A 19,920-nucleotide genomic window follows, 5' to 3' on the forward strand; every position below is an offset into this window, starting at 1 on the left:
CCCCCGCCCTCGGCCCCGCTCTACCGGGAGACCCCCTATCCCACCGCGGCCCCGGCCGGTGGTCTCCCCACCGGGCGGCGACGAGCTCGGCCACCGTGCGCGCCCTGGACTCCATGACTGCGCACGGTAATGACGCTTCGTCAGGTATGGAGGGCCATGCCATGCCGAAGCCCTGTCGATTCAGGCCCTGCCGATCCAGGCCTTGTCAGCCCAGTGACCCGGTTCTGAGATCCTGTCGCAGGAGCGGCAGATACGGTCGAGGACATGGCCGACGGCGTTGATCCACTTGAAAGGGCCTGGCGTTCTCGTTCCAGACCTTGATCCGCTCGCCGGCCACGACTCGCCGACCACCACCCAGCGCTGCCTGCACCCGGACGCGCACAAGATCACGGCCGGCGCGGCATTCTCCACGCACCACGCCCCCCGCCGAGCCCGATCGTCATGACCCGCTGACGCCGGTCAAGGATGCCGGTCCCCAACTGGTCCCCAAAGAATGGCCAAAGGCCGGTTTCGGATGTCTCCGAAACCGGCCCTGACCTGCGACTGTCTCCAGTCGGGACGACAGGATTTGAACCTGCGACCCCTTGACCCCCAGTCAAGTGCGCTACCAAGCTGCGCCACGTCCCGGTGCGTCGACCCGCGGTTGCCCCGCGTGATCGCACAGACAAACCCTACCGCACACACGCCCGTACCTCCGAGCGGTCACGGAACGGTCACCGACACATCAAGTGTCCCTTACCGTCCCATCAGCCGCTCTACCGTCGTCCCACCCGAAACGCAACAGAGGGACGATCATGAGCAATCCGTACAACACTCCGGGCAACGTGCCGCCGGTGCCGGCTCCGATACCGGGGCCGGCACCGGACCGGCAGGGGCCGAGATGGGCCCGTAAGAGATTCGTCCTGCCCGCCCTCGGACTAGCGCTCTTCGTCGGGATCGCCATCGGCGACGGCGGTCAGGGGGACGACAAGGAACCCGTGGCCGCCGACCCGACACCCACCGCGACCGTCACGGCCACGGCGACCGCCACGGTCGCGGCCACCGTGACGGCCACGCCCGAACCCGCCCCCACCGTCACCGTGTTGGCGACCAGGACGGTGACGGCCGAACCGGCGGTCGACACCGACACCGGATCCGTCACGGGTTCCGACGGCGGCTCCGACGGCGGCTCCGGCTCCGGTGGCGGCGACGTGTACTACCAGAACTGCGCGGCTGCCCGCGCGGCCGGAGCCGCCCCGGTGCATGTCGGTGAGCCCGGCTACGGACGGCATCTCGACCGGGACGGCGACGGCGTCGGCTGCGAGTGACAGGTACGGCGTCAGGCGTTCGGGTCGAACGCGATGCCCGCCGGCTTGGCCGCCGCGAGGTGGGAGTTGAAGTTGCCGTCCTTGAGGCCGAAGTTGGCGCTGCCCCAGTTGGCTGCCGTCAGCTTGTCGCGGATGCCCGACGGGTAGCCGTTCCAGCCGACCAGCGCCGGGAACTGCCAGGTTCCCTTGTGGTTCTCCGGCGGCTCGTCGTTGGTGTTCGCGAGGCGGAAGCAGTGCGTTCTGATGCCGTCCTTGTGGTAGACGATCTTGGGATGGGTGCCGTCCCAGCGGACCTGGTCCCGGGTGTGGATGCTGAAACCGCCGTGGCTGGAGGTCGAGACGTACTGCGCCACGCCGTCCCGCACCCACACCACCACATGCTCCCAGTCGTGCCGGTGCCCGCCGATGCTGCTCCCCGCGACGGCCTGATCCTTCTCGAAGTAGAGGCCGTAGATGATCGCGCACCAGCCGTTGTTGCACTTGTAGCGGGAGTAGCCGTTGGTGTTGTCGAGGTCGGAGGCGTCCCGGCACTGCCCGTTGAGGGCGCCGGTCGGGTTGAGGCCGCCGTTGAGGGTGCCCGTGGGGCCGATGGCGGGGGTGGCGTAGCAGCCGTCCGTGTCGTAGTCGTACGCCGGTTGGTACGTCTGCTCGGTGCCGTCCGCGTTGGCCGGCAGGGCCCCGGGCGGGGCGGCGAGGGCGGTGCCGGGAAAGGCGACGACCAGCGCCACCGCACTGCCGAGGACGAGCGAGGCTCTGCGGGTGCGCACACGTCTCTTCACGGGGGCCTCCTGATCGATGACGTCCAAGGGGGACGGGGCTCGGTCAGATTGGCATGCCCACATCACGGTTGGGTCACTCGGAAGGAAAGGTTCAGGGGCCCCCGGCGGACATCTGGGTTGTCAGGCCGACTACTCCGGCGGCGTCGGCGTGTCGTGCGTCCGGTACATCGCCTGCACGTCCAGCTCCAGTTGGACCGTCGGACCGACCACCGCGATCCCCCGGGCCAGCATGGAACGCCAGTTGAGCGTGTAGTCCTCGCGGTGGAGTTCCGCCCGGGCCCGGGCGGCGCAGCGCAACTCCTCGCCGTAGCCGCCGTTGACGGATCCCAGGTAGGTCGTGTCCAGCGACATCGAGCGGCTCACCCCGTGCATCGAGAGTGAGCCCTGCACCGCCCACTTCGCACCGGCCCGGTAGGAGAAACGCGAGCTCACGAAGTCGATGTACGGGAAGCGCTCGACGTCCAGGAAGTCCGCCGACCGCAGATGGTTGTCCCGGGTCCGGTTCCCGGTCGTGATGCTCGACGCGTCGATACGGACCTGCACCCGGGACTCGGTCATCGACTGCGCCACTTGTATGCCGCCCTCGAACCGCTCGAAACGGCCGTGCACATCACCCATTCCGACATGCTTGGCGATGAACCGGATCGCGGTGTGCGGCGGGTCGAACAGCCAGGTGCCGGGCACGGGGAGGTCCAGCCTCCGGGCCGGTTCCAGTTGGATGCGCTGCGTCGGGAGCATCATTCCGTCGAGGAGGTCGACCGTCTCGCGGTACGGCGTCAGGCCCTCGGCGGAGATCATCAGGCTGTAACGGCCCGACGGAAGGATGGCGAGGAAGTAGCCGTACGGGTCCGTCGTGCCGCGTGCCATCACCTGGTGGGCGTCGGTCGCGCTCACGGTCACTTCGGCGCCGCCCATGGGCTGGCCCAGCGGATCCAGCACCTCGCAGCCGAGGGATCCCGCGCCGGGCGGCAGGGGAAGGGAGAGGCCCGCGCGATCGGAGGCGCCTTTGGACCGCAGGCGCCTGAGCAGTGCGAGGGCCATGGGTTCACCTTTCTGTTCTTCTACTGTGTGCCGTCATGGTCGGGTGAGGTACCGGTGTCTCAGTCCGTGCCGGGCGCCGCGTCCCGGTACGCCGCGCGCAGCACACCGAGCACGCCCTCGGGCGGGACCTCCCACGGGTTGGCGTACGCCCGCTGCCCGGTGACCTGGGTCGCCGCCACCGTCACATCGGCCTCGGTGAGGCCCAGTTCGGCGAGGGAACACGGGGCGCCGAGGCGTCCGGCCAGCTCCCGTAGGGCAGTTGGGGCATCGGCGACGCCGCCCAGCGCACGGGCGGCGACGTCGGCCGCGTCCGGTGCGGCGGACGCATTGTAGGCCAGGCGTACATCAGGACGACCGTGCGGGTCTCGGCGCGCGGCAGGCCGAAGGCGACGCCGAGAACATGGCAGAGCTTGTGGTGCAGGCCCAGAAGCTGCGCGAGTACCGGGTCCGAGCCGGCTTCACAGCCCTGGGGCGGATGCGCGGTCGGCCTTCGGATCTCCGGCGTCGGGGCGCCGGGGTGGACGCCGCTCCCCAGTGGTCCTTATGTCCTGTCAAAGGATTGACAAGCAAGGCTGACGGCACCGAGGGTGAGTGTGAAACGTTCTGGACCGGTCCGAAAAGGGGCTGTCATGGCAAGTACGCTCGGTGTCGCCGTCGTGGGGTTCGGCTGGATGGGACGGGTGCACACCCAGGCGTACGCCCGCCTGCCGCACCACTTCCCCCAGCTGGGACTGCGGCCCGAACTGGTCATGGTCGCCGAGGAGGTGCTGGGCCGGGCCGAGGAGGCCGCCGCGCAGTTCGGGTTCGCCTCGACGACCCGCGACTGGCGTGCCGTGGCCGCCGACCCGCGTGTGCGGGCGGTGAGCATCACCGCACCCAACTTCCTGCACCGGGAGATCGGCGTCGCGATGGCCGAGGCGGGCAAACACATCTGGATCGAGAAGCCGGTCGGCCTCACCGCCGCCGACGCGGTCGCGGTGGCCGACGCGGTCGCCGAGGCCGGTGTCCAGGGCACGGTCGGCTTCAACTACCGCAACGCGCCCGCCGTGGAGCGGGCCCGGCAGCTCATCGCGTCCGGGGAGATCGGCACGGTCACCCATGTCCGCGTCCGCCTGTTCAGTGACTACGCGGCCCATCCGGACGGCGCCCTGACCTGGCGGTACGAGCGGGAGCGCGGCGGCAGCGGAGTCCTGGGCGACCTCGCCTCGCACGGCGCGGACCTGGCCCGTTTCCTGCTCGGCGACATCGCCGCGCTCACCGCCGACACCGCCGTCTTCGTGCCCGAGCGGTCCCGTCCGACGGGCGCCACGGCCGGTCACACGCGTGCGTCGGGCGGTGAGCCGGGTCCGGTGGAGAACGAGGACTACGTCTCCTGCCTGCTGCGATTCGCCTCCGGAGCCCGAGGCGTCCTGGAGGCGTGCCGGGTCTCGGTCGGCGAGCAGAACAACTACGGCTTCGAGGTGCACGGCACGAAGGGGGCGGTCTTCTGGGACTTCCGCCGGATGAACGAGCTGGGCGTGAGCACCGGGACGTCGTACCAGGACCAGCCGGTCAGCACGGTGTTCGTCGGTCCGGGCGACGGTGAGTTCGGGGCGTTTCAGCCGGGCGCGGCGAACGCGATGGGCTACGACGACCTGAAGGTCATCGAGGCCCACCGTTTTGTGCGCTCGGTGGCCGAGGGCACGCCGTACGGGGCGACGTTGACGGATGCGGTGCGGAGCGCTGCCACGGTGGACGCCATGAGTCGGTCCGTGGAGTCGGGGGCGTGGGTGACACTCGGGGCGTAGTGGCTCCGTGGGCTTGTGCGGTGTAGTTGCTGCGGGCCCGCTGTGGCTGGTCGCGCAGTTCCCCGCGCCCCTTTCGGGGCGCGAGTCCGCCCCCGAGTTGCCCCGACACCCCATGACAAGGGTCACCGTGGCGACATGTTGTAGGGCGTCACCACCTGGATCGCGGACGGCAGGGTAGGGCCGGCGGGTGGGAGGGCGCCGTGGGCTCGCATGACCGTGCGGCAGGCCTCGTACATGTCCTGGCGGAGGTCGTGGTGGAGCACGCAGGACAGGCGGTGCTGGCGCAGGAGGCGGGTGTTGTCGTGGTCGAGGTCGTGGGCGACGAACACCGCGCACTCACGGCCCAGGTCCTCGAAGGCCCGTAGCGTCGCGATGTTGCCGCCGCCGATCGAGTAGACCGCCCGGATGTCGGGGTCGCGTTTCAGGGCGTCCCTGACCAGGTCGTACTGGGTGGCGTCCAGGCCCTGGCCCTCGGTGATCTCGACGAGGGCGCGTTCGGGGTGCCGGGCGCGCATGGCACCGCGGAAACCCATCTCACGTTCCTCCTCGTTGCGGAAGAAGCCGCTGCTGAGGCTCGTGAGCACGTTGCCGGGGCGCTCACCGAGCCACTGGCCCATGAGATAGGCGGCGGTGGCTCCGGCGGCCCGGTTGTCGATGCCGACGTAGGCGAGCCGGGCACTGGAGGGCAGGTCGGTCACCAGGGTGACGACCGGGATGCCGGCGGCCACCAGCCGGCCGACGGCCGCCGTGATCTCGGGCACGTCCGGCGCCTTGACGATGACGCCCTGGGAGCCGCGCCGGGCGATGCGGTCGAGGGCCGCCGCCAGTTCCGCCACCGGGCCGGTCTCACGGAAGTGGAAGCGGGAGCGCACGACGGCCGGGTGGAGGGCGGGCAGCTCGGCCTCCAGGGCGGCCCGGACGGCGGTGGTGAACCGCTCGGGCGCCTGCATCACGATGTCGATCATGAACGTACGGCCGACCAGCCGGACCTGGGTGCGCTGCCGGTCCAGGTCGGCGATGGCCTGCCGCACCTCCCGCTGGGTGCTCTCGCGCACGCCGCCCCGGCCGTTCAGGACACGGTCGACGGTGGCCTCGCTGAGGCCGGCCTGCCGTGCGATCTCCCGGATCGGATAGGGGTGGCCCACGGGGAGGTTCCTCGGCTTCCGCTTGAGGGGTTTTTGATGGCCGCCTGCTGGTTGTTTGACGAGTTTGTCATGACAACAATGACAGCATTCGGTCGTCGTGGACGACGTCGGTGATGTTGACGATATTGATGATGTTGATGATCGAGAGAAGGACGACGATGTCCCTCACCGCCGCACAACGCCACACGTGGCTGTCGGAGCAGGACTGCGATCTCGACGCCTTCCGTGCCGGGGTCCGGCGGACGACCGACGCCGCCGACTACCCGTACGCGACCGCCGTCCGCGAGAACGTCCTCGTCTACGACGGTGAGCGGCTGCGCTCCGCCGTCACCACGCCGGTCGGACGCCGGGAGGTCATGGCGGAGCTGGTCCGGGCGCTCACCGACGGCCCCGGGGTCGTGATCCTCCAGCGGGCCTTCACCGACCCGTCGGTCGTGGACCGGGCGACCGCCGCCTTCGAGGCGCTCATCGCCGAGCAGCACGCCGCCGGGACCGTCGCGGGCGACCACTTCGCCAGCCCCGGGGCCAACGACCGGGTGTGGAACGCCCTGGAGAAAGCCGCCCTGCGCGCGCCGGAGGCGTTCGCCGACTACTACGCCAACGACATGATCGCCCTCGTCTCCACCGCGTGGCTCGGCCCCGGCTACCGGATGACCTCACAGATCAACGTCGTCAACCCAGGTGGCGCCGCGCAGAGCCCGCACCGCGACTACCACCTCGGCTTCCTGTCCAACGAGGCGGCTGCCGCCTACCCGGCGCACGTCCACCGCCTCTCCCCCGTGCTGACCCTGCAGGGCGCGGTCGCCCACTGCGACATGCCCGTCGAGTCCGGCCCGACGCTGTACCTGCCGTACTCGCACTCGTACGAGCCCGGCTATCTGGCCTGGCGGCTCCCGGAGTTCAGGGCGTACTTCGACGCCCACCACGTGCAGCTGCCGCTGGCCAAGGGGGACGCGGCGTTCTTCAACCCCGCGCTCTTCCACGCGGCCGGCACCAACCGCTCCGCGGACATCCGCCGGATGGCGAACCTCCTCCAGGTGTCGTCCGCGTTCGGGCGGGCCATGGAGACCGTGGACCGGGCGGCGATCGTGAACGCGGTCTACCCCGTGCTGCTCGCCCGCAAGGCCGAGGGAGCGGGCGACGCGTGGCTGGAGGCGGTCGTCGCGGCCTCGGCGGAGGGCTACCCCTTCCCCACCAACCTCGACCGGGATCCGCCGGTCGACGGCCTGGCCCCGCCCTCGCAGGCGGACCTCGTACGGCGTGCGCTGCGCGAGGAGTGGACCCCCGAGGCGCTCCGCGAGGCACTGCGGGCCGGCGCCGAACGACAGATGAGCTGAGGAACCGAACAGCATGGGACTTCTTCAGGACAAGGTCGTCCTCGTCAACGGCGGCAGTCAGGGCGTCGGGGCGGCCATCGCCCGCGCGGCCGTCCGCGAGGGCGCCGTCGTCGCGGTGACCGGGCGGCGCCCGGAACCGGGCGAGGCACTGGTCGCGGAACTGACGGCGGCGGGCGGCAAGGCCATGTACGTACGCGCCGACCTGTCGGACGCCGAACAGGCGAAGGCGTCCGTGGCCGAGGTGATCGCCGCCCACGGGCGGATCGACTGCCTGGTCAACTCGGCGGGCCTGACCTCGCGCGGCACGCTGCTGGACACCACGCCCGAACTGTTCGACGCGCACATCGCGATCAACCTCAAGGGCCCGTTCTTCGCCATGCAGGCCGCGGTGGCGGACATGGTGGCGCGCAAGGCGCCCGGCACGGTCGTCAACATCATCACGTCCTCGGCGCACGGCGGGCAGCCCTTCCTGGCCCCGTACGTCGCCGCGAAGGCCGGTCTCATCGGCCTGACCCGCAACGCGGCGCACGCCCACCGCTGGGACCGGGTCCGCATCAACGGCCTCAACATCGGCTGGACGGCGACCGAGGGCGAGGACGCCACCCAGCGGGCCTTCCACGGAGCGGGCGACGACTGGCTCGACCAGGCCGCCGAACGCCTGCCCATGGGCAAGCTCGGCCAGCCGGACGAGATCGCCGACTTCGTGGTCCTCCTGCTCTCCGACCGGTCGGGCGTGGTCACCGGTTCGGTGATCGACTGGGACCAGAACGTCCTGGGCGGCCTGGACTGACCCTCCCCTTCTCCCGCCCGCTTCGCCCCCTCTGCGGCTTCTCTCCCCTTTTTCTTCCCTTCTCCTCGCAGAACACCCGCACCACTCTCAAGGAGCACCACAGCCCATGCGTATCGGAATCCTCGGCCTCGGCCGCATCGGCGTCTTCCACGCCGAGACCCTCTCCGGTCTCGCCGCCGTCGACTCCCTCGTCGTCAGCGACCCGTTCGCGGAGGCCGCCAAGACCGCCGCCGAGCGCTTCGGCGCCCAGGTGGCGGACTCCCCCGAGGCCCTCCTGGCCGCCGGTGTCGACGGCATCGTCGTCGCCGCCGCGACGGACGCCCACCCGGCCCTGATCCTCGCCGCCGTCGAGGCGGGTGTGCCGGTGTTCTGCGAGAAGCCGGTGGCCCGCTCGATGGCCGAGGGCGTCGCGGTGCTGAACGCGGTCAAGGACAGCGGCGTCGAGATCCAGATCGGCTACCAGCGCCGTTTCGACGCGGGCTTCAGCGCGGCCCGCGGCGCTGTCCGGAGCGGGGAGCTGGGCCTCCTGCACTCCATCCGGTCGACCACGCTGGACCCGGCGCCGCCGCCGGCCGCGTACATCGCCGCCTCCGGTGGCATCTTCCGGGACTGTTCGGTCCACGACTTCGACATCATCCGCTGGGTGACGGGCCGCGAGGTGACCGAGGTGTACGCGGTCGGCGGCAACCGGGGGGCCGGCTACATCAAGGACGCGGGCGACGCCGACACCACCGGCGCGATCCTCACCCTGGACGACGGCACGATCGCCGTGGTCTCCAACTCCCGCCACAACGCCCGTGGTTACGACGTCCGCATGGACCTGCACGGCTTCAAGGACAGCATCTCGGTGGGCTTGGAGGACAAGCTCCCGCTGCGTTCCGTGGAGCCGGGTGTGACCTTCCCGGCGGGTGTCCCGCACGACTTCTTCATGGACCGGTTCATCCCCGCCTACCGCGCAGAACTGACGGCGTTCACGGAGGTCGTCGCGGGCACCCGTACGTCCCCGTGCACGGTCGCCGAGGCACTGGAGGCGGGCTGGATCGCGGACGCGTGCACGCTGTCGCTCCAGGAGCACCGCCCGGTGCGCATCGAGGACGTACGCACGGTCTGAGCAAGCCCGGTCGGGCGCCGGTCCGCGCTGTCGACTCACCTGTACAGCGCGGGCCGTTCGACGAGTTCCACCTCGACGCGCCGGCCCTCGGTCCGCGCACGTACGCCGGCCTCGCAGACCGCGGCCACCGCGTAACCGTCCCAGACACCGGGCCCGGTGACCTCGCCGCGCCGGGTGGCGTCGACCCACGCCTGGACCTCACGGTCGTACGCGTCCTCGAACCGTTCGATGAAGTCCTGGGCGATGGTCCCGCCCCACTGCCCTGCCGAGTTGACGACCATCCCACGGCCGTCGCCGATCCGCGCGGTCCCGCGTTCGCAGACCACCTCGGCCCGCACCTGGTACCCGAAGCCGCAGTTGACGTTGATCTCGACGTCGACGATCGCCCCGCCGTCGGTCTCCATCACGACGAACTGCGGGTCCTGAAGACCCTCCGGCGCGTTGACTGACGGCCTCGGACACAGCACGGTGACCGCGGTGATCTCCTGTCCGAGGAGCCACCGGGTCACGTCGATCTCGTGCACCACGGAGTCGTTGATGTGCATCGCACTGGTCCACCAGGGCGGGGAGGCCATGTTGCGATGCACGTTGTGCAGCATCAGCGGTCGGCCCAACCGCCCTGTGTCGAGCAGCGACTTGAGCTTCAGGTACTCGGCGTCGTACCGCCGCATGAACCCGACCTGGACCCGCCGCCGCCCCAGCCTCCGCTCTGCCTCCAGCACCCGCAACGCGGAGGCCGCGTCGGGCGTGAGCGGCTTCTCGCACAACACCGGCAGGTCATGGGAGAAGGCCGCGAGCAGGGCCGCCTCGTGAGCGACCCCCGGCGAGGCGACAAGCACGGCGTCGACATCGGGCGAGGCCATGGCGGCGACCGGGTCGGTGTACGTCCTGCAGCCGTCGATGCCGGCCGCGACCTGCTCGGCCCGCGCGGGATCGACGTCCACGACGGCGACCACCCGGGCGCCACTGGTGACTTCCTCGATCCGACGAACGTGATCGGCACCCATCCTGCCGGTACCGATCACGAGCACGCCGAGCGCGTCATGGCGTTTCATGGAGAAACGGTGCCCCTTTGCGACGTGGCACGAGGTCTCCGACGGTAGGGGCGCGGGCCTGTGTCGATCTGTGGCTCCGCCGCGTGGGCGCGACCGGCCACGGACCACCCGCACCCGACGAACCACCCGTGAACTGCCCGCGTCTACGCTATTCCGTCGTCCCCTTCGAGGGGGTCGCGACGGTTGTCTTGAGGTCCTCGGCCTCGGGGAGCTTCTCGACGTCGACCCCGCGGACCTGTGCCAACTCGTGTTTGAGGGCCGCGAGTTCGGCGCCGCCGGCCATGTGGTTGGTGAGCTCTTCGAGGGTGACCTCGCTCCGGGCGGCGGAGAGTTCCATGGTGCCCAGGCGCAGGACGCTGAAGTGGTCGCCGACCATGTAGGCGTGGTGCGGGTTGTGGGTGATGAAGATGACACCCAGACCCTTGTCACGGGCGGCGGCGATGTACTTCAGCACCACACCGGACTGCTTGACGCCGAGGGCGGCGGTGGGCTCGTCCAGGATCAGGACCCGTGCGCCGAAGTAGACGGCGCGGGCGATCGCCACGGACTGGCGCTGGCCGCCGGAGAGGGTGCCGATGGGCTGGTCGAGGTCGTCCAGGACGATGCCCATGTTGCGCAGTTCCGCGTCCGCGGTCTGCTTCATCTTCTCGATGTCGAGACGGCGCACGGGCCAGGGGCCCTTGGTCATCTCGGAGCCGAGGAAGAAGTTGCGCCACACCGGCATCAGCGGGACGGTCGCCAGGTCCTGGTAGACGGTCGCGATACCGGCGTCCAACGCCTCCCGGGGCGTGCCGAAATGGACGGGGTTGCCGTCGACGAGCACCTCGCCCTCGGTGTGCTGGTGCAGCCCGGAGATGATTTTGATCAGCGTGGACTTGCCGGCGCCGTTGTCGCCCAGCACGCAGGTCACCTGACCGGAGCGCACCGTGAGGTCGACGCCGTGCAGGGCGCGGACGTTGCCGTACGACTTCCCGGTGTTCCGCAGCTCGACGACCGGCGCGGCGTCCGTCGGCGAACTCTCCTGGGTGAGCGTGCCGTTGGGGGAGGTTTCGTTGGTTGTCATCAGTTCACCTCCGGGTCGCCTGGCGGCGGACCCACAGATTGACGAGGGCGGCGACCAGGAGCATCACGCCGAGGAACGCCTTGAACCAGTCCGGGTTCCAGTTGGCGTAGACGATGCCCTGGGAGACCATGCCGAAGATGAAGGCACCGATGACCGGGCCGATCGCGGAGCCGTAGCCACCGGTCAGCAGGCAGCCGCCGATGACCGCGGCGATGATGTACAGGAACTCGTTGCCCACGCCCTCGCCGGACTGGACCGTGTTGAACGAGAACAGCAGGTGCATGCCCACGAACCAGGCGCCCGCGCCCACGCCCATGAACAGGGCGATCTTCGTGAACTTCACCGGGACACCGACCGCGCGGGCGGAGTCCTGGCTGCCGCCGACGGCGAAGATCCAGTTCCCGAACCTGGTGCGCAGCAGGAGCCAGGTCGCGATCGCGGCGAAGACCAGCCAGTACACGATCGTGATCTTGAAGTTGACGTCACCGATGGCGAACTCGGAGGCGAAGACCTTCTTGGCCTGGTCGAAGCCGTCCATGTCGGCGATCGAGTCGGACGCCACGTTCCCGGTGAAGATCTTCGTGACGGCGAGGTTGGCGCCCTGCAGGATCAGGAACGAGCCGAGGGTGACCAGGAAGCTCGGCAGCCCGGTCTTGATCAGCAGCCAGCCGTTGAACGCCCCCACGGCGAGGGACACGACCAGGGCGACGAACACTCCGGTCCATACGTTCATGGAGAGCTGGAAGCTGAGGATGGCCGCGGTCAGCGCCGAGGTCGTGACCGCGACGCCGGCGGACAGGTCGAACTCCCCGCCGATCATCAGCAGGGCCACCGGCAACGCCATGATGCCCATGACGGACGCCTGGTAGAGCACCGTCGCGAGGGCACTGGTCTCCCGGAAGGAAGGCGCCACCGTGAAGAAGAACAGGTACACACCGATCGCGGCGATGAGGGCACCGACCTCGGGGCGGGCCAGCAGCCTGCGCCCCAGGGACCGCTGATTGGTGCGGCCGTCCTTCTGAGTGACCGGCGGAGCCGGCGGCGAGGAACTCGCCGCCGGAGCCGTTGCGTGACTCGACATCACCGAGTGCCCTTCGCGGCGAACGCGGCGATCTTCTCGACGTTGGACTTGTCGACGAACGCCGGGCCGGTCAGCACGGGCTGCTCACCGCCACCGCTGTAGTTGCCGTTGTTCTTGAACAGCCACATCGAGTCGACGGCCAAGTAGCCCTGGAGGTAGGGCTGCTGGTCCACCGCGAACTGGATGTCGCCCTTCGTGATGGCGTCGGTCATCTCCTTGTTGAGGTCGAACGTCGCGACCTTGGCCTTGCTGCCTGCGTCGCTCACCGACTGCACCGCGGTCAGCGCGTAGCTGGCGCCGAGCGCGACGACGTAGTCGATCGCCTTGTCCTGGTTGAGCTTCGCGGTGATCGTCGACTTCACGGACGGCATGTCGGTGCCGTTGACGTTGAGAGTCTCCAGCGTGCCGGTGAACGTCTTCTTCACACCGTCACAGCGCTGGGTGAGGCCGACGTTGCCCTGCTCCTGGATCACACAGACGGCCTTCTTGGAGCCGAGTTCGTTCAGCTTCTTGCCGAACGCCTCGCCCGCGACGGTCTCGTCCTGGCCGAAGAACTGCTGGAGACCCAGCTTCTTCCAGTCGCTCAGGCCCGAGTTGAGGCCGACGACAGGGATGCCGGCCGCCGTCGCCTTGGCCACGACGTCCTTCATGGCGTCCGGCTTGGCCAGCGTGATGGCGATGCCGTCGACCTTCTGGGCGATCGCGTTGTCGACGAGGTTGGCCTGGTTGCCCGCGTTCGGGTCGGCCGAGTAGACGAGCTTGATGTTGTCCTTGTCCGCGGCAGCCTGGGCGCCCTTGCGGACGATGTCCCAGAAGGTGTCGCCGGGCGCCTGGTGGGTGACCAGGGCGACGGTCATCCGAGGGGTGGTGGCCTTGCCCGCCGAGGCGTCGGCACCGCCGTCCTCGGACTTCTTGCCGCCGGAACTGCTGGAGCAGCCCGCGAGGACCAAGGCCGTCGCCGCGGCAGCGGCGACAACGGGGGCGATTCTGCGGGAGCGAGAAGAGCGGTCCATCTTTCCTGCACCTCACTGTGCGACCGGGGAGAGGGTGGGGATCTTAGCGATCCCGGGCCCGGGTCCCGGAGGTCCGGGCCGTGTGCCGCGAACACGGCAGTCCACTTGGGACCGAATCCAAATCCTTGGAACTGTCCGCTGTCAATACTTTGTTAAGACATCATTTCACGAGCAGGTCAGAATGTAAGAACAAACTCTTGACAGCGTCACCCTCCGAGTCCTACACCTGGGAGACGACAAGCCCCTCGGGACCCGCATCCTCCGCAGCTCGAAGGAGCATCGCATGACCGAGTCAGCCCCGCCCTTCGACCTGGTCACCATGGGCCGCATCGGAGTTGATCTCTGTCCGCCGCGGTCCGGCGCACCGCTGACCCTAGTGCAGACGTTCGGAGAGTTTCCCGGTGGGTCCGCCGCCGACGTCGCGGTCGCGGGGGCCCGTCCGGGCCGTTCCTCGGCCGTCGTCACCCTCACCGGTGCGGACGCCTCCGGCGGCCATCCGCACCAGGCGCTCAGGGAGTTCGGGGTCCACGACGGCTGGGTCACCGGGCTCCGCGCCGAGGACATCGCCCGGCTGCGCTTCGACGCGGGCAGGCTGCTGCTGCGCAGCGACCACGACGACCCGGGCTCGCTCGCGACCCTGGAGTCCGGCTTCCCGTCACCGACGACCCGGAAGGCGCGTACGAGCGCCGACGCGAGGTGCTGCGGCCGTCGACCGTGCAGGGCCGGTCGTCGGCCGGTCGCTGCTCCACCCGTCTTCGGGCAGTGTGGAGACAGCCGTGGACACGGTGGTGGGACTGCTGTGAACCGAGACAACAACAGGGTACGGCCGTGAACCGGGTCAACACAGGACCCGCTGTGAACAGGAGTAGTGACAGATCATGACCACCGCCTACCACCTCCCGGCCGGCAAGGCTCTCGGCGGCCCGTACGTCGTCGACGTCAACCCCGACAAGGCCGGCTGGGGCTACTCCAGCCTCCGGGTGCTGGAACTGCCCCCAGGCGGCTCGCACGCCTTCTCCACCGGTGACAGCGAGTGGATCGCACTGTCCCTGAACGGCTCCTGCACGGTCGACACGACGGACGATTTCGGCCACACCGCCTTCGAGATGCACGGCCGCGACAGCGTGTTCAGCGGCGTCAGCGACTTCGTGTACATGCCCCGTGACGCACGTACGACCATCACCTCCGCCGAGGGCGGGCGCTTCGCGCTCACCGGCGCGCGCTGCACCCGGCGGCTGCCCGCGCGCTACGGTCCCGCCTCCTCCGTCCCGGTGGAGCTGCGCGGCACCGGGAACTCCTCCCGGCAGGTCAACAACTTCGGCGCGGCGGGCGTCTTCGAGTGCGACAAGCTGATCGCCGTCGAGGTCATCACACCCGGCGGGAACTGGTCGTCCTTCCCGCCCCACAAGCACGACGAGCACCGGCCCGGCGAGGAGTCCGTCCTCGAGGAGATCTACTACTTCGAGTTCGCCGACCACGAGAGCACGCCCGGCCTCGGCTACCAGCGGGTGTCCCCGTCCGGGCAGGGCCGGAACACGGACGTGCTGGCCGAGGTGCGCGGCGGGGACGTCGTCCTCATCCCCGACGGCTGGCACGGCCCGTCCATGGCCGTGCCCGGTCACCACATGTACTACCTCAACGTCATGGCCGGACCCGAGGCCGACCGCGCCTGGCTGATCTGCGACCACCCCGATCACGCCTGGGTCCGCGGCACCTGGCCCGAACAGCCCGTCGACCCCCGCCTGCCCCTCTACACGGCCCCGGAGAAGTCCTGATGAGCACGACCCCTACCCGCCGTCTGACCGTCGCCCAGGCGCTGGTGCGGTTCCTGTCCGTCCAGTACACCGAGCGCGACGGCGTACGCCACCGGCTGATCGCCGGCACATGGGGCATTTTCGGCCACGGCAATGTGGCGGGCCTCGGGCAGGCGCTCCTGGAGGCCGGTGAGGACGCGATGCCGTTCCACCAGGGCCGCAACGAGCAGGCGATGGTCCACGCGGCCGTCGGCTACGCCCGCCAGCTGCACCGGCTCTCGGCACAGGCCGTCACCACGTCCATCGGCCCGGGCGCCACCAACCTCGTCACCGGCGCGGCGCTCGCGACGATCAACCGCCTTCCGGTGCTCCTGCTCCCCGGCGACTACTTCGCCACGCGCAGCGCGGACCCGCTGCTCCAGCAGCTGGAGCACCCGGTCGAGGCCGACCTGTCCGTCAACGACACGCTGCGCCCGGTCTCGCGCTACTTCGACCGGGTGACACGCCCCGAGGCGCTGATCCCGTCCGCGCTGAACGCCGTACGCGTCCTCACGGACCCGGTGGAGACCGGTGCCGTCACCCTCTCCCTGCCGCAGGACGTGCAGGCGGAGGCGTACGACTGGCCGGAGGAGTTCTTCGCCGAGCGCGTCTGGCACGTCAGGCGTCCCGCGCCCGACCCGTACGAGCTGGCCGAGGCCGTACAGGCCGTCCGTGCCGCCGAGCGACCGCTGATCGTCGCGGGCGGCGGGATCCACCACAGCCAGGCCGAGGAGGCGCTGAAGGCCCTGGTGGACGCCACCGGCATCCCCGTGGCGTCCACGCAGGCCGGCAAGGGCTCCCTGCGCCACGACCACCCCGCCGACCTGGGCGGCATCGGCCACACCGGTACGGCCGTCAGCGACGACCTGGCCCGCACCGCCGACCTGATCATCGGCGTCGGCACGCGCTACACGGACTTCACGACCGCCTCGAACACTCTGTTCCAGAACCCGGGCGTACGGTTCCTCAACCTCAACATCGCCGCCTTCGACGCCCACAAGCTGGCCGCTCGTGCGCTCGTCTGCGACGCCCGCGCGGGCCTCACGGCGCTCACCGAGGCGCTGACGGAGACCGGACACCGGGTCGGACGGGCGTACGAGGAGGAGTACCGGGCGGGCCGGGAGCGCTGGGACGCGGTCGTCGAGGCCGCCTTCCGGGGCGACGACTCGGCCGTGCCCACCCAGACACAGGTGCTGGGTGCCCTGGACTCGGTCGTGGGCGACGACGACGTGATCATCAACGCGGCGGGGTCGCTCCCCGGTGACCTGCACAAGCTGTGGCGGGCCCGCAGCCCCCGGCAGTACCACCTGGAGTACGGCTACTCCTGCATGGGCTACGAGATCCCCGCCGGGATCGGCGTCCAGCAGGCCGCTCCGGACACCCCGGTCTGGTCGCTGGTCGGCGACGGCACCTATCTGATGATGCCGACCGAGATCGTCACCGCCGTCCAGGAGGGTCTGCCGGTCAACCTGGTCCTCGTCCAGAACCACGGGTACGCCTCCATCGGCGGCCTCTCCGAGTCGGTCGGCGGGGAGCGCTTCGGCACCCCCTACCGCTACCGGGCCGCCGACGGCACCTTCACCGGCGACCCGCTGCCGGTCGACCTGGCGGCGAACGCGGCCAGCCTCGGCATGGACGTCCTGCGCGCCAAGACCGTGGGCGAGCTGCGCACGGCCCTGGCGACGGCCCGCGCCTCGGACCGGCCGACCTGCGTGTACGTGGAGACCGACCCGACGCCGACCGCTCCCCCGGCGGAGGCCTGGTGGGACGTACCGGTCGCCGAGACCGCCACCCGCGAGTCCGCCGTACAGGCCCGCGAGGCGTACGACCGCCAGGTCACCGACCGACGCCGGCATCTCTGATCTCCCCCGGCGGACGGCGGTAACAACCTCGTTCCCCTCAACCACTTCTGACGCATCGTCACTATCCGAAGGGAGGTGCCCGGTGGTGACACCCGGTGACCGCGCCCGTGGGGTGTCCGGCTCCCCGCTCGACACCCTGGACTTCACGCTGGACCGCTCCAGCCCGGTCCCGCTCTACTACCAGCTGGCTCAGCAGCTGGAGGCGGCGATCGAGCACGGGGTTCTGGCGCCGGGCAATCTCCTCGGCAACGAGATCGACCTGTCGGTCCGCCTGGGCCTGTCCAGGCCCACGGTCCGCCAGGCGATCCAGTCCCTGGTGGACAAGGGCCTGCTGGTCCGCCGGCGTGGCGTCGGCACGCAGGTGGTGCACAGCCAGGTCAAGCGCCCGCTCGAACTGAGCAGTCTGTACGACGACCTGGAGTCGGCCGGCCAGGGGCCCACCACGCAGGTCCTGCGCAACGAGCGGCAGCCGGCGTCCACCGAGGTCGCCGCCAACCTCGGGGTGAAGGAAGGCAGCGAGGTCGTCGTGCTGGAGCGGCTGCGCTGCACACACGGCGAGCCGGTGGCGTTCCTCTGCAACTACCTGCCCTCGGGACTCCTCGAACTCGACGGCGCCCGGCTGGAGTCGACGGGCCTGTACCGGATGATGCGCACCGCGGGCATCACCCTGCACAGCGCCCGCCAGACCGTCGGCGCCCGCTCGGCAACGGCGGCGGAGGCCAAACGCCTGGAGGAGTCGGAGGGTGCCGCCCTGCTCACCATGCAGCGCACGGCGTACGACGACACCGGACGGGCCGTGGAGTTCGGCACGCACATCTACCGGGCATCGCGCTACGCCTTCGACTTCCAGCTGCTGATGCGCCCCTGAGCCGCCCCCTTTTCCCGTCCTCCGTACGGCTGTCAGGAGCAGGGGCGGCCCGGGTACTCCGCGCTCTCCGGTACGCCCGCCGCGCGCATCCGGCGCAGTACCTCGCCCCGGATCGCCTCGTCGTCGATGTAGAGGGGGCAGTTGACGTCCCGGTCGAACACCAGGACGTCCCCGGCGGTGTCCCAGAGCACCCACCGGGGTGCGTGGGGCGAGTCCTGCCACAGCTGGGTGTACTCGCCGATGACGTCCGTCGTCGGAGCGCTCACAGCGTTCCCTCCTCGTTCTCCAGGCCGTCGACGAGTGTCGCCACGACCTCGATGTCCCCGATGCGTGAGGTGTCGACGCTTCGGGGGTCGTCTCCCAGCACGACCAGATCGGCCCGTTTGCCGGGGGTGACACTGCCCGCGCTGACCTCCCAGTGACAGGCCCAGGCGCCGTCGACGGTGTACGCGCGCAGCGCCTCGTCCACGGTGATGCCCTCGTCCGGCCCGATCAACTGCCCTGACAGCGAAGCCCGTTCGACCATGAACTGCACGGCCCGCAGCGGCGACCCGTCCGCCACCGGCCGGTCGGAACTCCCTACCAGCCGGATGCCGTGCTCCAGGAACCCCCGCCCCCGGTACAGCCAGGGTGCCCGCTCCTCCCCCATGATCGACGCGTAGTCGTCGCCGAAGTAGCGCAGGAAGTTGGGCTGTACGACGGCCGTCGCACCGAGCCGTGCCAGCCGGGGCAGCTGGTCGGGCCGGATCAGCCCGGCGTGCTCGATCCGGTGCCGGGCGCCCGGCCTGGGCCGCAGCCGCTGCGCCTCCTCCAGCGCGTCCAGCGCGACATCGGCGGCCCGGTCGCCGATGGCGTGCACGGCGAGCTGCCAGCCCGCGAGATGCCCGTCCACGATGGTCCGCTTGAGGAGTTCGGGGTCCTCCTGCAACTGCCCTGCGGTGTCCAGCCCTTGGTAGGGGCTGGTGAGCGCGGCGGTGCGGGCCATCATGCCGCCGTCGGTGTACACCTTCAGCGCGCCGACGGACAGCCGGTCGTCGCCGAAGCCGGTACGCAGCCCCAGGTCGAGGGCGCGCGGGATGCCGTCGGCCTCGTGGGCGGTGACGGAGTGCAGTCGGTCGGCGGCCACCATCAGCTGGATCCGCAGGGGCAACAGACCGCGTTCCCGGGCGAGTTGGTAGGCGCCCAGCTCGACCGGGCTGTTGCCGAGCAGGGCGCCGCCGATGCCCGCCTCGGCGCACGCGGTGATTCCCTCGGCCAGACAGGCCCGGGCGGCCCGTCCGATCGCCTCCGCCAACTCCTCCTGGGAGTGCGGCAGTCGTAGCGCCCTGGCCGCGCCCATGGCCCCCTCGGCGAGGAAGGCGCCCTCGTGCGGGACCACGCCGGGCAGCAGGTCCAGCACCGGGCCGCTGACCGCGCAGCCGTGTCCGGAGTCGTGCATGAGCAGCACCTTGCGACCACTGGCGGCCCTGTTCAGCTCAGCGAGGGTCAGATGCCGGCCGAGCCCCCGCTGGTCGTATCCCGCGACGTCCACCCAGCCGCCCGGCGGCACCTGGGCCGCGGCCTCCGCGACGACCGCGAGCACGTCCTCGACCCGGACGCAGGGCGCCACTGTGGGCGTGGCGGCCTTGAACCCCGTCCAGGCCAGGTGCACATGGCTGTCGATGAACCCGGGCAGCACGGTCGCGCCCTGGAGGTCGATCACCCGCTGCGCGGGCAACCCGGTGACCGCCTCGTCCAGGCCCACGATCCGGCCCCGCCAGATGCCCAGGTCGTGGGCGACGGGGTGGTCGGGGTCCATGGTGAGGACGCGGGCGTTGGTCAGTCGCGTGGTGAGCATGGGGAGTCAGTTCCTCGTTCCGGTTCCGAAGCCGATCCGATCCGTCCGATC

Annotated in this window: 17 protein-coding genes, 1 tRNA gene and 3 pseudogenes; 10 read left to right on the forward strand and 11 right to left on the reverse strand. The window is 70.3% G+C overall.

Features of this window, described 5'->3' with window-relative positions; translation table 11 throughout:
• Positions 1-553: 553 nt before the first annotated feature.
• A tRNA-Pro gene (locus tag IEY89_RS04370) sits at positions 554-627 on the reverse strand.
• Positions 628-794: 167 nt separating this feature from the next.
• On the opposite strand from IEY89_RS04370, the gene IEY89_RS04375 reads away from it, so the two are divergent.
• Positions 795-1,307, forward strand: coding sequence for an excalibur calcium-binding domain-containing protein (locus tag IEY89_RS04375; RefSeq protein WP_189145907.1), 513 nt, complete (start codon positions 795-797; stop codon positions 1,305-1,307).
• An 11-nt stretch (positions 1,308-1,318) separates the two neighbouring features.
• Here the strand turns inward: IEY89_RS04375 and IEY89_RS04380 are convergent, their stop codons facing one another.
• The 3 genes and pseudogenes from IEY89_RS04380 to IEY89_RS04390 form a co-directional block, all read right to left on the reverse strand.
• Complete coding sequence (locus tag IEY89_RS04380) at positions 1,319-2,086, reverse strand: NPP1 family protein (RefSeq protein ID WP_189145908.1); 768 nt, start codon at positions 2,084-2,086, stop codon at positions 1,319-1,321.
• A gap of 129 nt (positions 2,087-2,215) precedes the next feature.
• A complete protein-coding gene (locus IEY89_RS04385) occupies positions 2,216-3,127 on the reverse strand; it encodes a YceI family protein (protein WP_189145909.1) in 912 nt (303 codons plus the stop codon).
• Positions 3,128-3,186: 59 nt separating this feature from the next.
• A pseudogene (locus tag IEY89_RS04390) lies at positions 3,187-3,563 on the reverse strand (maleylacetate reductase); the annotation flags it as partial.
• A gap of 193 nt (positions 3,564-3,756) precedes the next feature.
• On the opposite strand from IEY89_RS04390, the gene IEY89_RS04395 reads away from it, so the two are divergent.
• Positions 3,757-4,914 carry a Gfo/Idh/MocA family protein gene (locus tag IEY89_RS04395; protein ID WP_189145910.1) on the forward strand — a complete coding sequence of 386 codons (1,158 nt, stop codon included), beginning with the start codon at positions 3,757-3,759 and terminating at the stop codon, positions 4,912-4,914.
• 122 nt (positions 4,915-5,036) lie between these two features.
• Here IEY89_RS04395 and IEY89_RS04400 read toward each other — a convergent pair whose 3' ends face one another.
• Positions 5,037-6,059, reverse strand: a complete 1,023-nt coding sequence (locus IEY89_RS04400; RefSeq protein ID WP_189145911.1) for a LacI family DNA-binding transcriptional regulator — start codon at positions 6,057-6,059, stop codon at positions 5,037-5,039.
• A 158-nt stretch (positions 6,060-6,217) separates the two neighbouring features.
• Between IEY89_RS04400 and IEY89_RS04405 the strand changes: the two genes are divergently transcribed.
• The 3 genes from IEY89_RS04405 (at position 6,218) to IEY89_RS04415 (ending at position 9,297) form a co-directional block, all read left to right on the forward strand.
• A complete protein-coding gene (locus IEY89_RS04405; protein WP_189146097.1) occupies positions 6,218-7,396 on the forward strand; it encodes a phytanoyl-CoA dioxygenase family protein in 1,179 nt (392 codons plus the stop codon).
• 13 nt (positions 7,397-7,409) lie between these two features.
• On the forward strand, positions 7,410-8,186 hold the full coding sequence (locus IEY89_RS04410) for an SDR family oxidoreductase (RefSeq protein ID WP_189145912.1): 777 nt from the start codon (positions 7,410-7,412) through the stop codon (positions 8,184-8,186).
• A 106-nt stretch (positions 8,187-8,292) separates the two neighbouring features.
• Entirely contained in the window at positions 8,293-9,297 is a 1,005-nt protein-coding gene (locus IEY89_RS04415; protein WP_189145913.1) for a Gfo/Idh/MocA family protein, read from the forward strand.
• 35 nt (positions 9,298-9,332) lie between these two features.
• Here the strand turns inward: IEY89_RS04415 and IEY89_RS04420 are convergent, their stop codons facing one another.
• From IEY89_RS04420 to IEY89_RS04435, 4 genes are all read right to left on the reverse strand, one after another.
• On the reverse strand, positions 9,333-10,352 hold the full coding sequence (locus IEY89_RS04420) for a Gfo/Idh/MocA family protein (protein ID WP_189145914.1): 1,020 nt from the start codon (positions 10,350-10,352) through the stop codon (positions 9,333-9,335).
• 148 nt (positions 10,353-10,500) lie between these two features.
• Positions 10,501-11,415: an ATP-binding cassette domain-containing protein gene (locus tag IEY89_RS04425; RefSeq protein ID WP_189145915.1), complete on the reverse strand. Its 915-nt coding sequence runs from the start codon at positions 11,413-11,415 to the stop codon at positions 10,501-10,503.
• A 4-nt stretch (positions 11,416-11,419) separates the two neighbouring features.
• Positions 11,420-12,496 carry an ABC transporter permease gene (locus IEY89_RS04430; protein ID WP_189145916.1) on the reverse strand — a complete coding sequence of 359 codons (1,077 nt, stop codon included), beginning with the start codon at positions 12,494-12,496 and terminating at the stop codon, positions 11,420-11,422.
• Positions 12,496-13,509, reverse strand: coding sequence for a sugar ABC transporter substrate-binding protein (locus IEY89_RS04435; protein WP_189145917.1), 1,014 nt, complete (start codon positions 13,507-13,509; stop codon positions 12,496-12,498). The genes IEY89_RS04430 and IEY89_RS04435 overlap by 1 nt, the downstream gene beginning before the upstream one ends.
• Positions 13,510-13,792: 283 nt before the next feature.
• Between IEY89_RS04435 and IEY89_RS41860 the strand changes: the two are divergent.
• The 5 genes and pseudogenes from IEY89_RS41860 to IEY89_RS04455 all read left to right on the forward strand — a co-directional run.
• A pseudogene (locus IEY89_RS41860) lies at positions 13,793-14,065 on the forward strand (5-dehydro-2-deoxygluconokinase); the annotation flags it as partial.
• Positions 14,039-14,312: pseudogene (locus tag IEY89_RS04440) on the forward strand (Cgl0159 family (beta/alpha)8-fold protein); the annotation flags it as partial. The pseudogenes IEY89_RS41860 and IEY89_RS04440, both read left to right, overlap by 27 nt.
• Before the next feature lie 75 nt (positions 14,313-14,387).
• A complete protein-coding gene (gene iolB / locus IEY89_RS04445; protein WP_189145918.1) occupies positions 14,388-15,284 on the forward strand; it encodes a 5-deoxy-glucuronate isomerase in 897 nt (298 codons plus the stop codon).
• Positions 15,284-17,164: a 3D-(3,5/4)-trihydroxycyclohexane-1,2-dione acylhydrolase (decyclizing) gene (gene iolD / locus IEY89_RS04450; protein WP_189145919.1), complete on the forward strand. Its 1,881-nt coding sequence runs from the start codon at positions 15,284-15,286 to the stop codon at positions 17,162-17,164. Before iolB ends, iolD begins: the two co-directional genes overlap by 1 nt.
• A gap of 82 nt (positions 17,165-17,246) precedes the next feature.
• Complete coding sequence (locus tag IEY89_RS04455; RefSeq protein WP_189145920.1) at positions 17,247-18,032, forward strand: GntR family transcriptional regulator; 786 nt, start codon at positions 17,247-17,249, stop codon at positions 18,030-18,032.
• Positions 18,033-18,064: 32 nt separating this feature from the next.
• Here the strand turns inward: IEY89_RS04455 and IEY89_RS04460 are convergent, their stop codons facing one another.
• Positions 18,065-18,298, reverse strand: a complete 234-nt coding sequence (locus tag IEY89_RS04460; RefSeq protein WP_189145921.1) for a hypothetical protein — start codon at positions 18,296-18,298, stop codon at positions 18,065-18,067.
• The gene (locus IEY89_RS04465; protein WP_189145922.1) at positions 18,295-19,869 is read right to left on the reverse strand and encodes an amidohydrolase; all 1,575 of its coding nucleotides are present in this window, start codon (positions 19,867-19,869) and stop codon (positions 18,295-18,297) included. The genes IEY89_RS04460 and IEY89_RS04465 overlap by 4 nt, the downstream gene beginning before the upstream one ends.
• Between the last annotated feature and the right edge of the window lie 51 nt (positions 19,870-19,920).

The organism is Streptomyces lacrimifluminis, from assembly GCF_014646095.1.
GTDB classification, from domain to species: domain Bacteria; phylum Actinomycetota; class Actinomycetes; order Streptomycetales; family Streptomycetaceae; genus Streptomyces; species Streptomyces lacrimifluminis.

Coding starts and splice junctions, on each gene's coding strand:
- IEY89_RS04415 (WP_189145913.1), top strand. CDS start 8,293: ATGCGTATCGGAATCCTCGGCCTCGGCCGCATCGGCGTCTTCCACGCC.
- IEY89_RS04435 (WP_189145917.1), bottom strand. CDS start 13,509: ATGGACCGCTCTTCTCGCTCCCGCAGAATCGCCCCCGTTGTCGCCGCT.
- IEY89_RS04385 (WP_189145909.1), bottom strand. CDS start 3,127: ATGGCCCTCGCACTGCTCAGGCGCCTGCGGTCCAAAGGCGCCTCCGAT.
- IEY89_RS04425 (WP_189145915.1), bottom strand. CDS start 11,415: ATGACAACCAACGAAACCTCCCCCAACGGCACGCTCACCCAGGAGAGT.
- IEY89_RS04395 (WP_189145910.1), top strand. CDS start 3,757: ATGGCAAGTACGCTCGGTGTCGCCGTCGTGGGGTTCGGCTGGATGGGA.
- IEY89_RS04420 (WP_189145914.1), bottom strand. CDS start 10,352: ATGAAACGCCATGACGCGCTCGGCGTGCTCGTGATCGGTACCGGCAGG.
- IEY89_RS04465 (WP_189145922.1), bottom strand. CDS start 19,869: ATGCTCACCACGCGACTGACCAACGCCCGCGTCCTCACCATGGACCCC.
- IEY89_RS04405 (WP_189146097.1), top strand. CDS start 6,218: ATGTCCCTCACCGCCGCACAACGCCACACGTGGCTGTCGGAGCAGGAC.
- IEY89_RS04430 (WP_189145916.1), bottom strand. CDS start 12,496: ATGTCGAGTCACGCAACGGCTCCGGCGGCGAGTTCCTCGCCGCCGGCT.
- IEY89_RS04410 (WP_189145912.1), top strand. CDS start 7,410: ATGGGACTTCTTCAGGACAAGGTCGTCCTCGTCAACGGCGGCAGTCAG.
- IEY89_RS04375 (WP_189145907.1), top strand. CDS start 795: ATGAGCAATCCGTACAACACTCCGGGCAACGTGCCGCCGGTGCCGGCT.
- iolB (WP_189145918.1), top strand. CDS start 14,388: ATGACCACCGCCTACCACCTCCCGGCCGGCAAGGCTCTCGGCGGCCCG.
- iolD (WP_189145919.1), top strand. CDS start 15,284: ATGAGCACGACCCCTACCCGCCGTCTGACCGTCGCCCAGGCGCTGGTG.